Source organism: Amycolatopsis sp. 505, from assembly GCF_031625235.1.
Lineage (GTDB): Bacteria > Actinomycetota > Actinomycetes > Mycobacteriales > Pseudonocardiaceae > Amycolatopsis.
The window spans coordinates 602,408-622,788 of record NZ_JACKQP010000003.1; the positions used below are offsets into that span (position 1 = coordinate 602,408).

Sequence of the window (20,381 nt, forward strand, 5' to 3'; positions counted from 1 at the left end):
GCCCTCACCTCCGCGGCTGGGCCACGGTGACCGCGGTCGGCCGCAGCTGCCCGCCACCGGTTCCGTACCCCGGCCGGACCACCCGGGTCACCGTGTTCGGTTCGGTGCCCGGCTCGTCGACGACGGCGACCACTTCGTGCCGGGCCGGGTCGAACGGGACGCCGCTCTCGTCGTCGCGCTCGTACCCGAGCCCGGTCAGCAGCTGCACGGCCTGGTCGCGGATGGCCAGCACCCCCTGCACGACGGCGGTGGGATCGGCCTCGGCGTGCGCGAGCGCCAGTTCCAGGTTGTCGATGACGGGGAGGAAGGCCGCCGCGACCCGGGCCCGTTCGGCCGCCCGCTCGGCGCGCAGCTCCGCCACGTGCCGCTTGCGGGTGTTGTCGGCGTCGGCCATCGCCCGGCGCCAGCGGTCCTCGCATTCGGCCGCCTTCGCCTCGAGCTCCCGGATCCGGTCCTGCCCCGCCGCCGAGACGGGCGCGTCCTGGGGGCGGGGTTCCGCGCCCGTCCCGGCGGCATCCGCGGCGGCTGTCCCCGACTCCGCGGATTTCCCTGTGGTGGCCATGGTTTCCTCACGCTCGGTCGAAGTCGGCGTCGATCACGTCGTCGTCCTCGGACTGCTCTCGCTGCGGCGGCGGACCGCCGTCGCCGGCCGGCCCGGCCGCGGTGAGCCCGGCCAGCACCTGCTGCAGTTCCGAGGTCAGCTCGCGCACCCGGTCCAGCGGCGCGTTCGACTGGACGGCTTCGCGGGCGTCGGTGATCAGCATCTCGGCGCGGGCCTTCTCGTGCGCCGGCGTTCGGTCCGTGATCGCCTTCTCGGCCTGGTACGCGACGGTGTCCAGCAGGTTGCGCGCCTCGACCTCCTCGCGCAGGCGTTCGTCGTCGGCGCGGTTGCGCTCGGCCTCGCTGACCATCCGTTCGATCTCGGACTTGTCGAGGTTCGAGCTCTCGGTGATCGTGATGCCCTGCTCGGCGCCGGTGTCCTTGTCGCGCGCGGTGACGTTGACGATGCCGTTCGCGTCGACGTCGAACGTCACCTCGATCTGCGGCTCGCCGCGCGGTGCCGGCCGGATGTCCTTGAGCTGGAACCGCCCGAGCACCCGGTTGTCGGCCGCGCGCTCGCGCTCGCCCTGCAGCACCACGATGTCGACCGCGGGCTGGTTGTCCTCCGCGGTGGAGAACACCTCGGTGCGCCGCGCCGGGATCGTCGTGTTCCGCTCGATGATCTTCGTCATCACGCCGCCGCGGGTCTCCACGCCCAGGGACAGCGGGGTGACGTCGAGCAGCAGGACGTCCTTGACCTCGCCCTTGAGCACCCCGGCCTGCACGGCGGCGCCGAGCGCGACGACCTCGTCCGGGTTGACGCTCATGTTCGGGTCCTTGCCGCCGGTCAGCCGGCGGACCAGGCTCTGCACGGCCGGGATCCGGGTCGAGCCGCCGACCAGGATGACCTCGTCGATGTCGTTCGCGCTGACCTTGGCGTCGGCCATCGCCTGCCGCACCGGGCCGAGGCAGCGCTCCACCAGGTCGGCGGTGATCTGCTCGAACTCCGAGCGCCGGACAGTGGCGGTCAGGTGTTTCGGCCCGCTCGCGTCGGCGGTGATGAACGGCAGATTGACGCTCGTCTGGGCGACCGAGGACAGCTCGACCTTGGCCTTCTCCGCCGCCTCGAACAGCCGCTGCAACGCCTGCGCGTCCTGCCGCAGGTCGATGCCGTTGTCCGCGGCGAACTTGTCCGCGAGGAAGTCCACGATCCGGCGGTCGAAGTCGTCGCCGCCGAGGTGGCTGTCGCCCGCGGTCGCCCGGACCTCGACCACGCCGTCACCGACGTCGAGCAGGCTCACGTCGAACGTGCCACCGCCGAGGTCGAAGACCAGCACGGTCTCGTGCTGCTGGGAGTCCAGCCCGTAGGCCAGTGCCGCGGCGGTCGGCTCGTTGATGATCCGCAGGACGGTCAGCCCGGCGATCTTGCCGGCGTCCTTGGTCGCCTGCCGCTGCGCGTCGTTGAAGTACGCGGGTACGGTGATCACGGCCTCGGTCACCCGCTCACCCAGGTTCTTGCCCGCGTCGTCGGCCAGCTTGCGCAGCACCTGCGCGCTGATCTCCTCCGGCGAGTAGAGCTTGCCGCGGATGTCGAAGCGGACGACGCCGCCCTCGCCCTCGACGACGTCGAACCCGACCGCCTTGGCCTCGTCGGACACCTCGTCGAACTTGCGGCCGATGAACCGCTTCGCCGAGTAGATGGTGCCCTTCGGGTTGAGGATCGCCTGGCGGCGGGCGAGCTGCCCGACCAGCCGTTCACCGCTTTCGGTGAACCCGACGACCGACGGGGTCGTCCGGGCCCCCTCCGAGTTGGGGATGACCCGCGGCTCACCCGCTTCCCAGACGGCGATCACCGAGTTGGTCGTGCCGAGGTCGATGCCGACTGCCCTGGCCATCACGCACCCCCCGGCGCCGGGGGCAGCTTCGCCAGCAGCGCCCGGGCTTCGTCGGCGACTTCGGCGTCGGCGACGACCTCGTACCGGGAGGGCGCCATCGCCCGGACCGACGCGAAGTCCCGGCGGCCGCGCTGCAGCGCGTGCGCGACCAGCCCGAAGACCGCCCCGACGATCGCGCCGAAGACGAGCCCGTAGAGGGCGAGCGTCAGCGTGGCGAGGACGGGGGTGAACCAGTTGAACAGGCCGAACAGCCAGCCGATCAGGAGCCCGGTGAGGGCTCCCGAGCCGGCGCCGCGCAGGGCGGCTCCGCCGTAGTCGAGCCGGCCGATGACCTGCTCGACCAGCTGCACGTCGCGGCCGATGATGGCGGTCCGCTGCACCGGAAACCCTTGGTCGGACAGGTAGTCGACGGCACGCTCCGCCTCGCGGTAGTCGTCGTAGGAAGCGATGGGGACGCGTTCGGGGGCGTGGCGTGGGGAAGGCGCGGTGGCGCCCGGCTGTGCGGTCATGGCTCGCCTCCTAGGCGTTCGCGTGTTCTTCGGTGCGGTCGTCGGTGAGCTGCCGTCGCTCTTCGCGGTTCCCGATTTCGACCCGGCGGGGTTTGCTCGACTCGGCCACCGGGATCCGCAGGGTCAGAACGCCGCGCTCGAAGTCGGCCGACAGCCGGGAGGTGTCCAGGTTGTCCCCGAGGAACAGCTGGCGGCTGAACTCTCCCTTCGGCCGCTCGTCGATGATCAGTTCGGCGCTCTCGTCGCGAGCAGGCCGGCGGGTCGCCCGCACCGTGACGACATTGCGTTCGACGGACACGTCGACGTCGTCCGGATCGATTCCGGGCAGGTCGAGCGCGACGCAGAATTCGTCACCACGGCGGAACGCTTCCATCGGCATCGCGCGGGGTGCCGTGCGCCCGCTCAGCACCTGTTCGCTCAGGCGTTCCCAATCACGGAAGGGATCGAAACGCATCAAGGTCATGGTCTAGTCCCATTCCGGTGCGGACCGTCCTGCCGGGAGTGTCCGATCCGCACCGATTTTCGCGCTCAATTGTCCGGCGGGCAGGCGTTTCCTGCGTGCCACGCCCGGCATACGGCGACGGGGTGTGCCTGTCCGATGCGTTCCACGGTGGCAAAGGAGCCCGCTGTCCGCGTGCGCCCCGCAGGCCGAATTTCCGGGAGCGTTGTCGTCCCGGCAGAACAGGTCGCGGCGGCGTAGGGTGCGAACAGCAGGTCGGCGCCGGGGAGGCCGGAAATGACGCCCGAGAACGATGCGGTTCCGCTCGGCCACGAAGCCAAAACGGACAGTTGGTGGCGTGCCCAGTTGTCGGACCTGTACGGCCTATTCGCGATTTCGATGATGATGTTCGACGGCCGCGAAGCGGCGGACATCCTCCGGCTCGCCGCGACGTCCGTGCCGTCGCTGAGTGGTTGCACAACCGATGCGGCGTACCTCATCGACGAGGACGGCACGGTCACCCCGCAAGATGGTGCGGAAGAGGCGTACCCCGGCCTCGGCGCGGAAGTCGGCAAGCTCGGCGGGCACAGCGGGCGGATCGAACTGGCCGACGGCCACTGGCGCTGGTGCTACGCCCTGCGGGGACTGGGAGGACTGACGGGCAACCTCGTCGTCCGGGCCGAGAAGTCACCCTCCCGTGATGAACTCTTCCTGCTCAGCTCGCTCGGCCAGCAGACCGCCGCGGCGCTGGCCAGCTCCGCTCTGCTCAAACGGGAACGGCGGCAGTCGGTGACGCTGCGGGAGCTCAACGAACAGCTGTCGACGTCGGTGAAGCGGCTCAAGCGCCAGACACAGGTGCACGACGTGCTGTCCACCATCTCGGCGTCCGGGGCCGGGGAGCCGGGGATCGCGAACGCGCTGCACGAGCTGACCGCGCTGCCGGTGGCGATCGAGGATCGGTTCGGCAACCTGCGCGCGTGGGGCGGTCCCGGCCGGCCGGACCCGTACCCGAAGGTCGCCGTGCACCGGCGCGAGGAGCTGCTGCGGCACGCCGCGACCCTGTCCGAGCCGGTCCGCGTGAAGGACCGGCTCATCTCCCTCGTCCGGCCGCGGCACGAGGTGCTCGGCGTGCTCGCCCTGATCGACCCCGGGCGGACCGCCGGCACGGACGAGGTATTCGCGCTCGAGTACGGCTCGACCGTGCTGGCGCTGGAACTGTCGCACCAGCGCAGCCTGGCCGAGGTGGAGCTACGCCTGCGCCGCGACCTCGTGGACGACCTCATCACCGGAACCGGTGACGGGAGCGCCTACGCCCGTGCCGACGCGATCGGGCACGATCTTCGCCGCCCGCACCACGTGGTCGTGCTGCGCTGGTCCGGTGAGCTCGCCGAGGACATGGTCGCCGAGGCCACGGCCCGCGCCGTGACGACGCTCGGGCTTGCCTCGCTCGTGTCGCGCCACTCGGGCGCGGTCGTGCTGCTCGTGGCCGGGCCACCGGACGGTGCGGCACTGCACGCCTCGCTGTCGGAAAGCCTCGGCGCGGAGGGCGCGATCGGGATCGGCAGCCGCTGCGACACCCCGGCGCGGTTGCCCAAGTCCTACGCGGAAGCGGTGCGGGCGCTCGAGATCCGGCGCGGCTCGCACACCCCGAACGGGGTCACGACGTTCGACCAGCTCGGGATCTACCGCATCCTCGACACCGGGCAGAACCACGCCGACGTCGTCGAGTTCGTCCGCGAGTGGCTGGGGAAACTGCTCGACTACGACGCCCAGCGCAACGCCGAGCTGGTCGCGACGCTCGCGCAGTACCTCGAATGCGGCGGCAGCTACGGCGACACCGCCGCCGCGCTGATGATCCACCGGAGCACGCTGCGCTACCGGCTCGGCCGGATCCGGGACATCACGGAGCTCGACCTCAACGACGTGGACAGCAGGCTGAACCTGCACCTCGCCACCCGGGTGTGGCAGGTGCTGCGCGGATCGGAGTGACCGGAGGCCACGATGGACCAGGAGAACCGGACCGGGCACGAGGTCACTTTCGGCGGAGTCGCGCTGGCGCCCGGGGACCACCTCTGCGTCTTCCACCGCGGCAGGACCGATCGGGACCGCCTCCTGGTCCCGTTCCTCGCCGAGGGCCTGCGGGCGGGGGACGCCGTGCTCTACCTGGCCGCCGAGGGGGAGCGGGAGACCTTCCGCGAGCGGCTGGCCGCCGCCGGCGACCTCGACCTGACCGAGCCGGACGGCGGCCACCTCCGGGACGGTGAGTTCGCACCCGACGCGCTGTTCGGGACGCTGGACGGCTGGTCGCGACGCAAGCTCGCCACCGGAGACCACTCGTTCGGGCGCATCGCCGGTGACATGAGCTGGGCCGCGCCCCGGCTGAGTTCCGCGCTGATCGATGCCCTCCTCGCCGAAGAGGTCGCGGTGACCGCGTGGGGGAAAAGGTTCCCCCAGGTCGTCCTGTGCCTGTACGACCTCGACCTGTTCGGCGGCGACCTGATCATCCCGATGATCAAGGCGCACCCGAAGGTCTGGATGGCCGGGACGCTCGTCGAAAACCCCTATTACTGCTCAGCGGCCGAAGACGGGCACCACCCCGGCTTCGAACGGAGGAACACCCCGTGACCGGTTGCCGGGCCGCGGGGGCCACGCTGCTGTTGCCGGAGGACTTCTCGGTGGACCGGGGTCGTCGCGTTCCGGTACGAGGCCGCGTTGAACGAGGTCACCAGTCGCTACCCGCAGGCGATCCTGTGCATGGACGACCTCTCCCGGTACCGGGAGAACATACTTGCCCCCGGCGACCCTCGTGTGAACGGAGGCTCGGCGGGTACGCGACGGCGAAAGCATCCGCGGGGAAGGAGCCTGCCGTGGTACAGCACGAGAAGTGGCTGACCGCCGTCGAAGACGTTGCCGAGCTGGACCGGGCCGGAGCGAGGGCCGCGCTCGCCGCGGTCATGGCCGCGTTCGCCCGGTGCCTGCCGGACACCGGCCGTGAGTGGCTGGCCGATCGGCTGCCCAGTCCCGAGGCCGGGCCCGTCCGCGATCCCGGGCCGGCGAACCTGGAGTCGGGCACCGACGTCGAAGCGGCGGTGGCCCGGCGGCTGCGGACCACGCCCGAGCGGGGCCGCTACCTGACCCAGGCGGTCCTCACCGCGCTCACCCGGACCGATCCCGGGCTCGCCGAGGAGCTTCGCGGCCGGCTTCCGCACGCGGTCGTCGAGACGCTCACCCCGGCGGGCGAGTCGCCCCGCGACGCGGCGAGCCACCGGCCGGAGGTGCCGACGCGGTTGTCGGACGAGGAAGTGGCCCGCGGCCTGCGTCACCTGACCGGGTGGACCGGGGACCGCCACGGCATCGAGCGCACGGTGCAGCTGCCCGCCGACCGGATCAAGCCGCTGGTCGACCGCGTCGAGCGGGAGGCGCGGGCGATGAACGACCACGCCCACGTCGAGCCGGCCGACGGCGGGGTGACGTTCCGGCTGCGCACCGGTCGTGACGGAGTCGTCACCGAACCGGATCTGTGGCTGGCCGGACGGATCGACGAAGCCGTCGCCGCGGTGGGGTCCGGGGGACGGCCCGGTTGAGTGGAGCCGAAGCGGATACCCGTACGCCATGGACGACTCCGAGAACTGGTGGCGCGACGCCGTCGTTTACGAGGTCTACCCCCGCAGCTTCGCCGACTCGAACGGGGACGGCACCGGAGATCTCGCGGGGCTGCGCGCGCGGCTCGGCTACCTGGCCGACCTGGGCGTGGACGCCGTGTGGACGACGCCGTGGTACCGCTCGCCGATGGTCGACGGCGGCTACGACATCGAGGACCACCGGGCCGTCGACCCGCTGTTCGGGACCGACGCGGACGCGCTCGAGCTGATCGCCGAGGTGCACCGGGCCGGGCTGCGGCTGCTGATCGACGTCGTGCCCAACCACACCTCCGACCGCCATCGGTGGTTCCAGGCCGCGCTCGCCGCCGGGCCGGGTTCGCCCGAACGGGGGCGGTATCACTTCCGGCCGGGGCGCGGCGACGGCGGCGAGCTGCCGCCCACCGACTGGCGCAGCGTCTTCGGCGGTCCGGCGTGGCGGCGGGTGCCGGACGGCGAGTGGTACCTGCACCTGTTCGCCCCGGAGCAACCGGACCTGAACTGGGACCACCCCGACGTGCGCGCCGAGTTCGAGGACCTGCTCCGGTTCTGGTTCTCCCGCGGGGTCGACGGCGTCCGCATCGACGTCGCCCACGGCCTGGTGAAGGATCCGGCGTTCCCCGATCTGGGCGCCGACCACGAAGATCTCATGCGGCCGCCGGACCGCACCCGGCACCCGCACTGGGACCTCGAGGGCGTGCACGAGATCTACCGGTCGTGGCGCACGGTCGCGGACGAGTTCGGCCCGGACCGGGTGTTCGTCGCCGAAGCCTGGGTCGCGAAACCGGAGCGGCTGGCGTGCTACGTCCGCCCGGACGAGCTGCACACCGCGTTCAACTTCGACTTCCTGCGCTGTTCGTGGGACGCCGGGGCCCTGCGTTCGGTGATCGACTGCACGGTGCAGGCCCTGCACGCGGTGGGGGCGCCCGCGACGTGGGTGCTGTCGAACCACGACGTCGTCCGGCACGTGACACGGTTCGGCCGCGCGAACACCCGGGTCGAGGACCACCCCTGCCCGACCGAGCCTGCCGACCTCGCGCTGGGCAGGCGGCGGGCCCGGGCGGCGCTGCTGCTGATGCTGGCGCTGCCCGGGGGTGCGTACCTCTACCAGGGCGAGGAGCTGGGGCTGGAAGAGGTCGAGGACCTGCCCGAGGACGTGCTCACCGATCCGACGTGGGAACGCTCCGGCCACACCCAGCGGGGCCGTGACGGCTGCCGGGTGCCACTGCCGTGGTCGGGGACGGCGCCGCCGTTCGGTTTCACCGACGCCGGCGTGCCGACGTGGCTGCCGCAGCCGGCCCGGTGGCGGGAGCTGACCGCGCAGGCCCAGCGCGACGACCCGCAGTCGATGCTCTGCCTGTACCGCGCCGCCCTCGCCGCGCGGCGCGAGCACCCCGCGCTGGGAGACGGGACGATGGCGTGGCTGCCCGCGCCGGGGGGAGTCCTGTCGTTCGCGCGTGAGCCGGGCTTCGAGTGCGTGGTGAACCTGTCGTCCGGGCCCGTCGAGCTGCCGGACGGCGCGCGGGTGCTCCTGGCCAGCGTGCCGCCGGAGGGAGGCCTGTTGCCGGTGGACGCCGCGGCGTGGCTGGTCAGGCGGTGACGAGGCGGATCCAGCGGTAGCCGTGGCCGGCGACGGCCACGTCCGCGGGGTCGATCCGGTCGTCGTAGCCGCCGTCCTCGAACACCGCCAGCGCGACATCGTCCGGCCCGGCCGGGATGCGGACGCGGCAGGCGGACGGGCCCAGGTTGTGCACGAACACCATGCGGCCCTTCGCCGTCTCGGCCCGGTGCACCAGCACCTCCGATGGGCCGCCGTCGACGGGTTCGTGCGTGCCGACGGCGATCTCCGGGCACTCCTTGCGGGTGTGCAGGACCCGCTCGAACCAGGTCAGCAGGCTGTTCGCGTCCCGGCGCTGGCCGAGGACGTTGACCCGTTCGAAGCCGAACGGCCCGCCTTGGACGGGCGGGGAGACCAGCTGGTCGGCCGGAGCGCGGGAGAACCCGCCGTTGGGCCCGTCGGACCACTGCATCGGGGTGCGGATCGCGGTGCGTTCCGGCAGCGCCAGGTCCTCGCCCATGCCGATCTCGTCGCCGTACCGCAGCACGGGGCTGCCCGGCATGGTCAGCAGCAGGCTGTAAGCCAGTTCCAGGCGCCGCCGGTCGCCGTCGAGCATGCAGGCCAGCCGGCGCCGGATGCCGCGGTCGTAGAGCTGCATGTGGGGCTCCGGCCCGAACCGGCCGATCACGTCGGCGCGTTCTTCCGCGGACAGGCCGCCGAGGTCGACCTCGTCGTGGTTGCGCAGGAAGGTGGCCCACTGCGCCTGGCCCGGTAGCGGGGGCGAACGCCGGAGCCGCTCCCGGACGGGTTCGGCGTCCCCGCGCGCGAGCCCGAGCATGAGAGCCTGGTTGAGCCGGAAGTCGAAGAGCATCGTCGCGCGGCTGGCCTCGTCGTCCGCGGTGCCGAAGTACTCCAGCAGCTCGTCCTCGGGCACGTTCGCCTCGGCGAGCAGCACGGCGTCCCCGCGTTGCCAGGAAACGGTTTCCCGCAGCTGCCGCAGCAGCCCGAAGTCCCGCCGCCCGCGCGACTCGATGAGGAAGGGGGCCGCGTCGATCCGGAACCCCGCGACGCCGAGCCGCAGCCAGAAGGTCACGATCTTGGCCAGCTCGGCGCGGACCTCCGGGTGTTCGACGTCGAGCTCGGGTTGAAAGCGGTAGAACCGGTGCCGGTACCAGCGGCCGACGGCCTCGGCGTAGGTCCAGGTCTCCTCTTCGGATCCGGGGAACACGCACCCGTCCCACCGGTCGGCCGGTTCGTCGTCGGCCCAGACGTACCAGTCGTGGTGCGGTGCCGTCCGTTCGGTGAGGGCCGACCGGAACCACGGGTGCTCGTCGCTGGTGTGGTTGACGACCAGGTCGAGCACGATCCGGATACCGACTTCGTCGGCCTGGCTCACCAGTTCGGCGAAATCCCCGAGCGTGCCGAAGCGCGGATCGATGCCGTAGTAGTCGGTGATGTCGTAGCCGCCGTCGCGGCGGGGCGAGGGATGAAACGGGTTGAGCCAGATCGTGTCCACCCCGAGCCGCCCGAGGTAGTCCAGCCGGTCGGCGAGCCCGCGCAGGTCACCGACCCCGTCGTCGTCGGAGTCCTGGAAGGTCTCGATGTCGAGGGAGTAGATCACGCCGTTGCGATACCACCGATCCACGGTGCGGCGGCTACCCGTCGGCCGCGGGGACAAACTCAGTCGTGGGATCGCGCGAGGTGCTGTCCACGGAGGATGGCGTAGAAGTGGTCCGGGTCGTGCGGGAAGGGGAACCCCATGGCACAGGCCCGTTCGGCGTCCTGCCGGATGCCGCGCAGCGCGCCGGGGGACAGTTCCGGAACGCCCGGGCCTTCGGTGCGCAGCCAGTCGAGCAGGTCGTCCCACCCGGCCCAGTCACCGGCCGCCAGTACCGTCCCCACCGCCGCGCGGTCGAACTCTTCGGCACGCAGGTCGTCGGTCGTCGGATCGTCCTTTTCGGTCATACCTGGTCGTACCCGGAGATCCGCACGGCAAACGCCCGGCCGTTTGCCGGTGATCGAGCCGGGAACCCGGAGGGCTGACCTCGCGGATCGAGGAAAGGTTCGAAGATGACCGCTCAGCGAGAGGCCCTGGTGGTGGGTTTGCTGACCGATGAGGGATTGCCCGGTCAGCTCGTCGGAAGAATCGCCGACGGGCTGCCCGCCCGCCTGGCTCGTGACCTCGGTGAGGAGAGGTCCTGGCGCGTCGAGCACGAAACGCAGGCCCTTCCGCTGAACGAGGAGGGTGACATCCCGATGCTGGCCTTGGCGGAAGAGCGCCGGGAGAAGCACGGCTGGGACCTGCTGGTACTGATCACGGACCTCCCGCGGCGGGCGGGCACGGTCCCGATCGCGTCGGACTACAACGCCGACCACGGGGTGGCGATGGTGTCCTTGCCCGCGCTCGGCGCGGTGCGCCTGCGGCACCGGGCGCGCCGGCTGATCGTCCACCTGGTCCGGCACCTGGTGGCACCCCGTTCGACGAAGGCGGTCGATCCGCCCCCGCGGGCGCTCGACCGGCTGCGGGAGCTGGTGGCGCCGACGCGGCACGTCGAGGGCCGCGGTGCCGCCGACGAGCACCTGGCACTGGCGGGGGTGCGCGGGCGGGTGCGGCTGCTGGCGGGGATGATCCGCGACAACCGGCCGTGGCGGCTGGTGCCCAACCTCGCCGGGGCCACCGCGGCCGCGGCCGGGACCGCGGCCTATGGCATCATCACCACCTCGTTCTGGAAGCTGGCCGAGGCGTTGCCCGCGGTGCGGCTGGCCGGGATCACAGTGCTGGCGATCGTGGTCATGGCGGGCTGGCTGATGGTGCACAACCACCTCTGGGACTCCCCGTCCGGGCACCTGGACCGGCGGAAAGCGCTGCTGTACAATGCGTCGACCGCGTTGACGTTGTCGATCGGCGTCGCGTGCATGTACGCGATCCTGTTCGGGCTGGCCCTGGTGGCGTCGATCGTGCTGATCGAAGGTACCTACTTCGGGCAGACCCTCGGCCATCCGGCCGGGCCGGCGTCGTACCTGAAGCTGGTGTGGCTGGCCACCTCGGTGGGCATCGTCGCCGGGGCGTTGGGCTCCAGCGTCGAAGACGAGGAACGCGTCCGCCGGGCCACCTACAGCCGCCGTGAGCGGGAGCGGCAGCAACGCAACCGCGAACGTGCCGAAGAAGCCGGAGACGGCTGAGCGGCCCGCGCCTCCGGCCGCCGGGTAAGCCGGCGGCCGGAGGCGCAGGTGCCGGTCAGGGTTTGAGGACGACCTTCTCGCAGTCGTCCTGCTTGTTCTTGAACATCTCGAAGCCGCGGCCGGCTTCCTCCAGGGGGAGGGTGTGGGTGATGATCCGGGTCGGGTCGAGCTCGCCGCGTTCGATGCGGTGCAGCAGCGAATCCATGTAGCGCTGGACGTGGCACTGCCCGGTCCGCAGGGTCAGCGACCGGTTCATCCACGCGCCGGCCGGGAACTTGTCGAGCAGGCCGCCGTAGACGCCGATCACCGAAACCACCCCGCCGCTGCGGCACGACATGATCGCCTGGCGCAACGCGTGCGGGCGGTCGGTCTCCGACCGCACGGCCTGCTTGATGCGGTCGTAGGCGGCGATGTGCGCGCTGCCGTGGGTGGCTTCCAGCCCGACCGCGTCGATGCACTTGTCGGGTCCGCGGCCGCCGGTCAGCTCCAGGAGCCGGGACCGGACGTCGACCTCCTCGAAGTTCACCGGGACGTGGCCCGCTTCTTCGGCCAGCCGCAGCCGGTAGGGCTCCTTGTCGATGGCGATGACCTTCGCCGCGCCCAGGAGCCGGGCGCTGTCCATGGCGAACTGGCCGACCGGGCCGGCGCCCCAGACCGCGACCACGTCGCTGGAGGTGATGTCGCACATTTCGGCGCCCATGTAGCCGGTGGGCAGGATGTCGGAGAGGAACAGCACCTGTTCGTCGGTCAGGTCCGACTCGATCTTGATCGGGCCGACGTCGGCGAAGGGCACGCGCGCGTACTGCGCCTGGCCGCCCGCGAAGCCGCCGGTCAGGTGCGAGTAGCCGAAGATCCCGGCGACCGGGTGGCCGAACATCTTCTCCGCGATCCCGGCGTTGGGGTTGGAGTTCTCGCAGCACGAGTACAGCTCCGCGGCGCAGGCGGCGCACGCGCCGCAGGCGATCGGGAACGGCACGACGACCCGGTCCCCGGCGCGCAGCTTGCCCGGGTCGACGCCCGGGCCGACCTCGACCACTTCACCCATGAACTCGTGGCCGACGACGTCGCCGTCCTGCATGGTGGGGACGTACCCGTCGACCAGGTGCAGGTCCGAGCCGCAGATGGCGGTGGAGGTGATCCGCACGATCGCGTCGCGGTGGTTGAGGATCTTCGGGTCGGGGACGTCACGGACCTCGACCTTGTTGCGGCCCGACCAGGTGTTGGCCCTCATGCGTCCGGTCCCTTCTCCAGTTCGGCGTCCGACAGCGGTTGTGCCGGCCGTTGCGGGAATTCCCTGCGTGCCTGCTTGCCCCACGGCGCGCCGTCGGAGCGCACGACCTCGCCGGTCTCCAGGACCTGCTTGAGGCGGCGCAGGTCGTCGTCGAGCTGCTGGTGCGGTTCCTCGCCGAAGTACTTGGCGACGGCCTTGCCGACCGCGCCGCCGGGGATCTCGTACGCGAGGACGACGTGCACCTCGGTGCTCTCCCCGTCGGGGGCGGGGGCGAACCAGACGGTGCCGGCGTTCGGCACGGTCGCTTTCCCGGTCGAGCGCCACGCGATCCGCTCGCCCGGCGTCTCGTCGGTGATCTCCGCGTCCCATTCGACGTCCTGGCCGAACGGGGCACTGGCGGTCCAGTGGCTGGTCCGGTCGCCGGTGGCGCGGACCTGCTCGAGGTGCGCCATGAACGACGGAAGGTTCTCCAGATCGCGCCAGAACGCGAAGACGTCCGGCGCGGGTTTGCGGATGGTGGTTGCTGCGGTCAGTTCCACGGAATCTCCTTTGTGTGCGCCCCGCGCTGCCCGCGCGGAGCCGGTGTGGTCCGCTCGGGTGGCCCGCACGGCGGTCAGCAGGTCCAGCGCGGTGATCCCGGCGACGGCGCCGGTGACCGCGGCGAGCCGCCGTCGCCGGCGCCCGCCACGGTGGGTGAGGGCCACTCCCAGGGCGGTCAGGTCCATCGCGTCGCCCGCGACCCGGGTCCACGCCCAGACGCCCTTCCGCCGGCTGGTCAGGAGCCCGGCCGCGTGGACCAGCTCCCGCACGCCGACGACCGTGACCACCGCCTGCGACTTCGCGGAGTCGTCGACGCCGCTGATCCGGCGCACGGCGTGGGGGGCCATCAGCTGTGCCAGGCCGAGACCGAGACTCATCCAGCCCAGTCGCCGACCGTTCTCCTGCGTTGTTCGTTCTGCTGCGGGGCTTGCCGAGCGCGTCATGGTCAGCCTCCGATCCGATTGCGCCCTGCCGAACAACCGGGTGAAGCACGCCCCGGGCCTGTCCGACCGGGGGCGGCTACCCCTCGGCGATCCGGCTAACCCACCGATTCCCCGAGCCGAGCCGAATGAGGCGGGCCGAAGCTCCCGCGCCCGACCGCGTCGCTGCTGGGCCTGTCCGTCCGGATCAGCGGCGGCGAGAACCCGCGTCTGCCTGCTGACCGATCCGGTGACGCGGACGCCCGCCGCGCCGGCCGGTCACAAATCGCGGGGCTGTCCGGTCCTAGCGGGTGTATCCGTTCGTCGAGGAGGTCTTCTCATGTCATTGACCGTGCTGCAGGAGGCGAAACCGCCCGTCATCCCGGAGGGGGCGCACGCGATGACGATCGTCATCGAGTACCCGCCGGGCGACCCCGGCACCCCGCCGCACCGCCACCCCGGGCCGGCCTTCGGCTACGTGCTGGAGGGCGAAATGGTGTTCGAGCTGGAAGGCGAGCCGCCGCGGGTCGTCCGCGCCGGCGAAGCGTTCTGGGAGCCGGGCGGCGACGTCATCCACTACCAGGACGGCAACAACCGCGACGACGTCCCGGTGCGGTTCACCGTCACCATGCTCTGCGAACCGGGCAAACCGATGGTCGACCTGGTGAGCGAGGACGAACTCAGCGCGAAGGGATGGTCGCGGAAGTGAAGATCGCCGTCATCGGCGGGACGGGGCTCATCGGCTCCCGGGTCGTCAAGATCCTGACCGCGAACGGGCACGAGGCCGTCCCGCACTCGCCGTCCACCGGGCTGGACCTGCTCAGCGGAAAGGGCCTCGCCGAAGCGCTGGCCGGGGCCGACGTCGTCGTCAACCTGACGAACTCGCCGACGTTCGACGACGCTTCGCCCGCGTTCTTCCGGACGACCATGGACAACCTGCTGGAGGCGGCGGGCGCGGCCGGCGTCGGGCACGCGGTCATCCTCTCGATCGTGGGCGCCGAGCTGGTGCCGGACCTGGTCTACTACCGGGCCAAAGTGCTGCAGGAGGACATCCTCAAGGCCGGGCCGGTGCCGTACTCGATCGTCCGCGCCACGCAGTTCTTCGAGTTCATGGCCGCGACGATGTCGTGGACCTCCGACGAGAACACCGTCCGCTTGCCCGCGACGCGCATCCAGCCCATCGCCGCGGACGACGTCGCCCAGACGGTCGCCGACGTCAGCATGGGGACCCCGCTGCGAGGGACCCGCGACGTCGCCGGGCCGGAGGTGTTCGCCCTCGACGAGCTGGGCCGGATCACCCTCGCCGCCCAGGGCGACCGGCGGCCGGTCGTGACCGACGACCAGGCCGGCCTGTTCGCGGCCGCGTCCGGCGACGCGCTCATCGCCAAGGACGGCGCCGTCATCGCGAAGACCACCTACCGGGACTGGCTGGGACGGTGAAGTGACCGGGCCCGCACGGCGGTGGCGGTGCGGGCCCGGTCAACCGCGGTGCCACCCGGCCAGCTTGGCCGGGTTGAGCACGATCCAAAGCGTGGTGACCCGGGACCCGGCGGTTTCGGCGCCGACGACCGCGACGGCGCGCGAGGCGTGGCGCAGGGCGAGCCCGGCGCGGCCGTTGACGGACTCCACGGTCAGCTCGGCGTCCGCACGTCCGCCCATGACCTCGATGACCAGCCGGGCGACCTCCGCCGCGCCGCGCACGGTCCCCGCCGGCGCGGGCACCAGGCCGCCGCCGTCGCACGTCGCGACCGCGTCGTCGCCGAGGACGGCTTCGAGCGCGGCGCTGTCCCGCCGGCGGCAAGCCGCGGCGAACCGGCGCACGGTCGCGTCATGCGGGTCGAACACGGCTTCCTCCCGCCGGCGGGTCAGGCCGGAATCGACACCGCCTTGTTCTTCTCGGGGTTGACCAGCCACAGCAGCTGATCGATGCCCTCGGCGGTCGCGCTGACCGTGAGCAGGCCGTACACGCCACCGTCCTGGAGAAGCACGGCGGCGGTCCGCCCGTTGACCCGGGTCCACTCGATGTCGATGTCGTCCCAGAACCAGCCGGAGATCGCCTGCAGGAACTTCGCCACCCGGACGCTGCCCACGAGCGGACGGCGGGCGACGCCCTTGCGGCCGTTGCCGTCGGACAGGTTGGTCACGTCCGGGGTGAAGAGCCGCTCCAGTCCGGCCATGTCGCCGGACCGGGCGGCGGCGAGGAACGTGGTCAGCAGTTCCCGCTGCTCGGCCGCGGGCACCGACGCGTGCCGTTCGCTCGTGAGGTGCTTGCGCGCCCGGCTGACCAGCTGGCGCACCGCGGCTTCGGTCGAGGACAGGATGTCGGCGATCTGGGCGTAGGAGTAGTCGAAGGCTTCTCGCAGCACGTAGGCGGCGCGTTCGCCGGGCGTGAGCTTCTCCATCAGCAGCAGGGTCGCGAACTCCAGTGCTTCACCGCGTTCGGCGCCCAGGTACGGGTCCGCGCCGGTGTCGACCGGTTCGGGCAACCACGGCCCGATGTAGGTCTCTCGCCGTTTCCGGGCCGACTGCAGGACGTTGATGGCCAGCCGGGTGGTGGTCGTCGCCAAGAACGCCTCCGGGTTGGTCACCGTGGACCGGTCGTAGGAGTGCCAGCGCAGCCACACGTCCTGCACCAGGTCCTCGGCCTCGGTGACGCTGCTGAGCATGCGGTAGGCGATCCCGAACAGGCGCGGCCGCACCTGCGTGAAGGCGGCCGTGGCCGCCTCGAGATCGGCCACGTCGCCGAGTTCGGCACTCATCCCGGAATCCGCCACCCCTCGACTCTACGACGTCGGCTCCGGGGGGCTCATTCGACGAGCTTGCCCGCGGTGGACACCTCGCGCGCGACCCGCCCGGGCCCGGACCAGACGAGGTTCACGCGCAGCGACTCGTCGAGGTCCGGGTGGTCCGCGCGGTTGTGGCAGCCACGCGTCTCGCGGCGTTCGAGCGCCGATTCGAGCGTGGCTCGCGCGGCCAGCGCCGCCGCCTTGAGGTCGAACGCGTGCGCCAGGTCCTGGAACCCGGCGATGTCGGGGTGGACGCCCACGGCACGCATCCGGCCTTCCAGTTCGTCCAGCTCGGCCAGGCCGGTGCGCAGGCCGGTCTCGTGGCGGACCACTCCGGCGTGTTCGGTCATGGTGTTCCGCACCGTGCGCTGCAGGGCCCGGACGTTCTCCGGGCCGTCGGCGGCCAGCAGCTCGTCGACCTCGCCCCGGGCTTCCTCCGTCGCCGCCGGTGACCGCTGTTGCGCTCTCAGGTCGCGTGAGTAGCGCGCGGCGGCTTCACCGACGATGCGGCCGTAGACCAGCAGCTCGATCAGGGAGTTGCCGCCGAGCCGGTTCGCGCCGTGCAGACCGCTCGCCGCCTCGCCGAGGGCGTACAGGCCTTCGACGCCGGTGCCGTGGTCCTCCGGCCGGACCCAGACCCCGCCCATGGAGTAGTGCGCGGTGGGCGCGATCTCGATCGGTTCCCGGGTGATGTCGAGCATCTGCAGTTCGAGCAGGGTCTGGTAGACGCGGGGGAGCCGGCGCATGATCGTCTCCCTCGGCAGGTGCGAGACGTCGAGCCACACCCCGCCAGCCGGCGTCCCCCGTCCCTCCTTGATCTCGGTGTAGGCCGCCAGCGCCACTCTGTCGCGAGTGGACAGTTCCCTGCGGTCCGGGTCGTACCCGGCCATGAACCGCTCGCCGAGCGCGTTGCGCAGCACCCCGCCTTCGCCGCGGGCCGCCTCCGAGACGAGCGTGCCCGCGGCGTTCTCCGGCGCGATCAGACCCGACGGGTGGAACTGGACCAGTTCGGCGTCCCGGATCCGGCCGCCGGCCAGTACGGCGAGCCGGAAGGAGTCGCCGGTGTTCTCGTCGCGGCGGGACGAGGTGCGCCGCCAGATGCGCGTGTGCCCGCCCGCGGCGAGGATCACCGCGTCGGCGTGAATCACATAGCGTTTCCCGTCCGTGAGGTCGAATCCATAGGCACCGAAGACGACGTTGTCCCGGACCAGGATCCGCGTGACGTAGACGGTGTCCAGGACCGGGACGCCCACCTGCGCCGCCCTGTTCACCAGCGTGCGCTGGATTTCCAGTCCGGTGTAGTCACCGGCGAACGCGGTCCGGCGGTAGGTGTGCGCGCCGAAGAAGCGCTGGGAGATCTTCACGTGCGAAGGGCATGCCGTAGCGTTCGAGGTCCTCGATGCCCCGGGCCGCGTGCTGCTGCCACGAGTCTTCCGGGTCCATCGTCGCCAGCGCCGCGTTGATGCCGCCCGCGGCGAGGGTGGTGTGCGCGTCCGACTTCGCCCGCTTGCCGACCGCGAGGACGTCGACACCCTGTTCGGCCAGCTCGATCGCGGCGCGCAGGCCGCCTCCGCCGGTCCCGATGACGAGGACCGACGTGGCGATCCGACGCTCGGTCATGGTCACTTCACCGGCGGCGGGTTGAGCGGGAGCCAGTCGGCGAACCGCGTGGCGGACAGCTGCGCGCCGGGGCCGGGCAGGAGCATGTCCTTGTCCAGCAGGGCACCGAAATAGCGCGCTTCGGGGTCGGTGACGACCTCGCGGGGGTCACCGCGGAAAGCCAGCCCGGTGCGGATCAGCTCGTCCAGCCCGAACTGCTCGGGACCGGCCACTTCGACGGTGCCGTTCAGCGGTGCGCCGACGGCGACCCGGCCGACCGCGGTGGCCACGTCTTCGGCCGCCATGGGCTGGATGCGCGCGTCCGGCAGGCGCACGGTGTTCCCGTCGGTCGCCGCCTGGGCGATGCTGCCCACGAACTCGAAGAACTGCGTGGCGTGCACGATCGAGTACGGTTGCCCGGCCTCCTTGATGAGTTTCTCCTGCGCGATCTTCGCGCGGAAGTAACCGCTTTCGGAGAGCCGCTCGGTGCCGACGACCGACAACGCCAGGTGGTGCCCCACCCCGGCCTTCTCCTCGGCGGCGAGGAGGTTTCCGGTGGAGGTGCGGAAGAAGTCCAGCACGGCGTCGTCGGCGAACGAGGGTGAGTTCGAGACGTCGACCAGGACCTGGGCGCCCTCCAGCACCTCGGCCAGCCCTTCGCCGGTCAGCGTGTTCACGCCCGAATCGGGGGACGCGGGAACCGCTTCGTGGCCGTGTGCGGTCAGCTTCCGGACGAGCTTCGAGCCGATCAGCCCGCTGCCGCCGATCACGACGATCTTCATGGTGTGCCTTCTCCTCCCGCGCCCCGGCCGCTCCGGGACGTCGTTCTCCGGCAAGGACCGGACAGGCTGCCGGTTTGTGACAGCCCGGCTGTCACAAACCGCGACGGCGTCCGGTCTTGGCTGGCGACACCGACCCGACGAACCGGAGTACCGCATGGACACCCGTGGCGCTCACGCCATCGACACGATCGACGATCTCCGCCGCCACCTGCAGTGGGCGATCGAACTCGAGCACGCGACGATTCCGCCTTACCTGTGCGCGCTGTACTCGCTGGACCCGGCGCGCAACCCCGAAGCCACCCAGGTCGTGGGCACGGTCCTCGCCGAGGAGATGATCCACCTGGCCCTGGCCGCGAACCTGCTCAACGCCGTCGGTGGCTCGCCCGAGCTCGACACGCCGGAGCTGCTGCCGCCGTACCCGCACCCGCTGCCCCACGGCGACCGGTCCGTGCACGTCCACCTGGCGCCGTTCGGCCCCGAAGCCCTGGAGCTGTTCCTGCGCATCGAGCAACCCGCGTCCGCGGACGCGCCGCCGCAGACCGACGAGTACCGGACCATCGGGCAGTTCTACGCCGCGATCGAGGCCGGATTGCGCACCCTGTGCGACGAACTGGGGGAGGACCGGGTGTTCACCGGCGACCCCGCCCGGCAGATCGGCGAGTTCCACCTCCGCGGCGGAGGTGGCCGGGTACTGCCGGTCCACGACCTGAAGTCCGCATCGGCCGCGCTGGCGGAAATCGTCGAGCAGGGGGAAGGGGCCGCGCGCACGGACGTGTGGGACGGCGATCGCGACGTCTTCCACCCCGACCGGGATGAGGTCGCGCACTACTTCCGGTTCCAGGAGCTGAAGGTGGGCCGCCGCTACCGGACCGGCGACACCCCGCAGTCCGGCCCGACCGGCGAGGCGATCGCGGTCGACCTCGACGGCGTGCTGCCGATGCGGCACAACCCCCGGACCGCCGACTACCCGGAGGGTAGCGCCATCCGGGTCGCCCAGGAGGAGTTCAACCAGACCTACAGCCTGCTGCTGTACCAGCTGGAAGAGGCGTTCACCGGCAACCCGGGCGGGATGATGGACGCGGTCGGCACGATGTTCGGGCTGCGCAAGCAAGGGCTGGCGCTGATGAAGATGCCGACCGGCGACGGGAAGACGACCGCGGGCCCGACGTTCGAGTACGTGCCACCCGAGCAGCGGAACTGAAGCACCGGCCGCCGGTTCTTACCGCGAACGCTCACCTTGCGGCGGCTGCCTGGCCGAGGGG

At 71.6% G+C, this 20,381-nt stretch carries 21 protein-coding genes; 8 read left to right on the forward strand and 13 right to left on the reverse strand.

The window, feature by feature from the left end:
* Positions 1–4: 4 nt before the first annotated feature.
* Genes H5965_RS14330 through H5965_RS14345 form a run of 4 tightly spaced genes read right to left on the reverse strand, consistent with a single transcriptional unit; the run spans position 5 to position 3,407 of the window.
* Entirely contained in the window at positions 5–562 is a 558-nt protein-coding gene (locus H5965_RS14330) for a nucleotide exchange factor GrpE (protein WP_310970180.1), read from the reverse strand.
* A gap of 7 nt (positions 563–569) precedes the next feature.
* A complete protein-coding gene (dnaK, locus tag H5965_RS14335) occupies positions 570–2,435 on the reverse strand; it encodes a molecular chaperone DnaK (protein ID WP_310970181.1) in 1,866 nt (621 codons plus the stop codon).
* Entirely contained in the window at positions 2,435–2,944 is a 510-nt protein-coding gene (locus H5965_RS14340) for a general stress protein (RefSeq protein WP_310970182.1), read from the reverse strand. The genes dnaK and H5965_RS14340 overlap by 1 nt, the downstream gene beginning before the upstream one ends.
* Before the next feature lie 10 nt (positions 2,945–2,954).
* Positions 2,955–3,407 (reverse strand): Hsp20/alpha crystallin family protein, encoded by a 453-nt coding sequence (locus H5965_RS14345; protein WP_310970184.1) that lies wholly within the window; start codon positions 3,405–3,407, stop codon positions 2,955–2,957.
* Positions 3,408–3,680: 273 nt separating this feature from the next.
* Here H5965_RS14345 and H5965_RS14350 point away from each other — a divergent pair, with 273 nt between their 5' ends.
* The 4 genes from H5965_RS14350 (at position 3,681) to H5965_RS14365 (ending at position 8,621) form a co-directional block, all read left to right on the forward strand.
* Positions 3,681–5,372, forward strand: a complete 1,692-nt coding sequence (locus H5965_RS14350; protein WP_310970185.1) for a helix-turn-helix domain-containing protein — start codon at positions 3,681–3,683, stop codon at positions 5,370–5,372.
* Positions 5,373–5,384: 12 nt separating this feature from the next.
* Positions 5,385–6,008 carry an MEDS domain-containing protein gene (locus H5965_RS14355; RefSeq protein WP_310970187.1) on the forward strand — a complete coding sequence of 208 codons (624 nt, stop codon included), beginning with the start codon at positions 5,385–5,387 and terminating at the stop codon, positions 6,006–6,008.
* A gap of 242 nt (positions 6,009–6,250) precedes the next feature.
* On the forward strand, positions 6,251–6,967 hold the full coding sequence (locus H5965_RS14360) for a DUF2267 domain-containing protein (RefSeq protein ID WP_310970188.1): 717 nt from the start codon (positions 6,251–6,253) through the stop codon (positions 6,965–6,967).
* A 28-nt stretch (positions 6,968–6,995) separates the two neighbouring features.
* A complete protein-coding gene (locus H5965_RS14365) occupies positions 6,996–8,621 on the forward strand; it encodes a glycoside hydrolase family 13 protein (protein WP_310970189.1) in 1,626 nt (541 codons plus the stop codon).
* Here H5965_RS14365 and H5965_RS14370 read toward each other — a convergent pair.
* Entirely contained in the window at positions 8,611–10,224 is a 1,614-nt protein-coding gene (locus tag H5965_RS14370) for an alpha-amylase family protein (protein ID WP_310970190.1), read from the reverse strand. The genes H5965_RS14365 and H5965_RS14370 overlap by 11 nt on opposite strands.
* Before the next feature lie 35 nt (positions 10,225–10,259).
* A complete protein-coding gene (locus H5965_RS14375; RefSeq protein WP_310970191.1) occupies positions 10,260–10,544 on the reverse strand; it encodes a hypothetical protein in 285 nt (94 codons plus the stop codon).
* Between the two features lie 105 nt (positions 10,545–10,649).
* On the opposite strand from H5965_RS14375, the gene H5965_RS14380 reads away from it, so the two are divergent.
* A complete protein-coding gene (locus tag H5965_RS14380; RefSeq protein ID WP_310970192.1) occupies positions 10,650–11,762 on the forward strand; it encodes a hypothetical protein in 1,113 nt (370 codons plus the stop codon).
* Between the two features lie 55 nt (positions 11,763–11,817).
* Here H5965_RS14380 and H5965_RS14385 read toward each other — a convergent pair whose 3' ends face one another.
* Both H5965_RS14385 and H5965_RS14390 read right to left on the reverse strand, forming a co-directional pair.
* Positions 11,818–12,993, reverse strand: coding sequence for a zinc-dependent alcohol dehydrogenase (locus tag H5965_RS14385; protein WP_310970193.1), 1,176 nt, complete (start codon positions 12,991–12,993; stop codon positions 11,818–11,820).
* On the reverse strand, positions 12,990–13,910 hold the full coding sequence (locus H5965_RS14390; RefSeq protein ID WP_310970194.1) for an SRPBCC family protein: 921 nt from the start codon (positions 13,908–13,910) through the stop codon (positions 12,990–12,992). Before H5965_RS14390 ends, H5965_RS14385 begins: the two co-directional genes overlap by 4 nt.
* A 382-nt stretch (positions 13,911–14,292) precedes the next feature.
* Here H5965_RS14390 and H5965_RS14395 point away from each other — a divergent pair, with 382 nt between their 5' ends.
* Both H5965_RS14395 and H5965_RS14400 read left to right on the forward strand, forming a co-directional pair.
* Positions 14,293–14,661 (forward strand): cupin domain-containing protein, encoded by a 369-nt coding sequence (locus H5965_RS14395; protein ID WP_310970195.1) that lies wholly within the window; start codon positions 14,293–14,295, stop codon positions 14,659–14,661.
* The gene (locus H5965_RS14400) at positions 14,658–15,392 is read left to right on the forward strand and encodes an SDR family oxidoreductase (RefSeq protein ID WP_310970197.1); all 735 of its coding nucleotides are present in this window, start codon (positions 14,658–14,660) and stop codon (positions 15,390–15,392) included. The genes H5965_RS14395 and H5965_RS14400 overlap by 4 nt, the downstream gene beginning before the upstream one ends.
* A gap of 39 nt (positions 15,393–15,431) precedes the next feature.
* On the opposite strand, the gene H5965_RS14405 is transcribed toward H5965_RS14400, so the two are convergent.
* Genes H5965_RS14405 through H5965_RS14425 form a run of 5 tightly spaced genes read right to left on the reverse strand, consistent with a single transcriptional unit; the run spans position 15,432 to position 19,119 of the window.
* A complete protein-coding gene (locus H5965_RS14405) occupies positions 15,432–15,797 on the reverse strand; it encodes a hypothetical protein (protein WP_310970198.1) in 366 nt (121 codons plus the stop codon).
* 20 nt (positions 15,798–15,817) lie between these two features.
* Entirely contained in the window at positions 15,818–16,711 is an 894-nt protein-coding gene (locus tag H5965_RS14410) for an RNA polymerase sigma-70 factor (RefSeq protein ID WP_310970199.1), read from the reverse strand.
* A gap of 47 nt (positions 16,712–16,758) precedes the next feature.
* Positions 16,759–18,102 (reverse strand): FAD-binding protein, encoded by a 1,344-nt coding sequence (locus tag H5965_RS14415; protein ID WP_310970200.1) that lies wholly within the window; start codon positions 18,100–18,102, stop codon positions 16,759–16,761.
* On the reverse strand, positions 18,041–18,358 hold the full coding sequence (locus H5965_RS14420; RefSeq protein WP_310970202.1) for an FAD-binding protein: 318 nt from the start codon (positions 18,356–18,358) through the stop codon (positions 18,041–18,043). The genes H5965_RS14415 and H5965_RS14420 overlap by 62 nt, the downstream gene beginning before the upstream one ends.
* Before the next feature lie 2 nt (positions 18,359–18,360).
* Positions 18,361–19,119 carry an SDR family oxidoreductase gene (locus H5965_RS14425; protein ID WP_310970204.1) on the reverse strand — a complete coding sequence of 253 codons (759 nt, stop codon included), beginning with the start codon at positions 19,117–19,119 and terminating at the stop codon, positions 18,361–18,363.
* 154 nt (positions 19,120–19,273) lie between these two features.
* Here H5965_RS14425 and H5965_RS14430 point away from each other — a divergent pair, with 154 nt between their 5' ends.
* Entirely contained in the window at positions 19,274–20,320 is a 1,047-nt protein-coding gene (locus H5965_RS14430; protein WP_310970205.1) for a ferritin-like protein, read from the forward strand.
* The last annotated feature ends 61 nt before the right edge of the window (positions 20,321–20,381 follow it).